Origin of the sequence: Ensifer sp. ZNC0028 (genome assembly GCF_000799055.1) — a bacterium.
Taxonomy (GTDB): Bacteria; Pseudomonadota; Alphaproteobacteria; order Rhizobiales; family Rhizobiaceae; genus Ensifer.
The window spans coordinates 1-336 of the sequence record NZ_JTLA01000228.1; the positions used below are offsets into that span (position 1 = coordinate 1).

The 336-nt window shown below is 60.7% G+C and carries 1 pseudogene; it reads left to right on the top strand.

From position 1 onward, the window contains the following. Window positions 1-336, top strand: a pseudogene (locus L981_RS32725) (lipoprotein-releasing system transmembrane subunit LolC); the annotation flags it as partial.

Genomic DNA, 336 nt, shown 5'->3' on the forward strand with positions numbered 1-336 from the left:
TCGGCATCAACGGCCACATGATCGTCCAGCCGATCGATGGCCCGCTGAACAACTATCCGGAACTGGCGACGAAGTTTTCGGACGTCAAGGGTGTCACAATGGCGATCCCGATGCTCGAGGGTCAGGTTCTGGCTAAGGGCGTCGGAGACAGTTCGACGGGTGCTCTGGTGCGCGGTATCCGCGCCGACGACTTGAGCAAGATGAAGTCGGTTTCCGACCATATCCAGTCCGGTGATCTCGTCGGCTTTGCCTCTGGCACAGGTGTCGCGATCGGTTCGCGCATGGCCGAACAGCTCGGCATTCAGGTCGGCGGAACGATCACGCTGACCTCGCCCA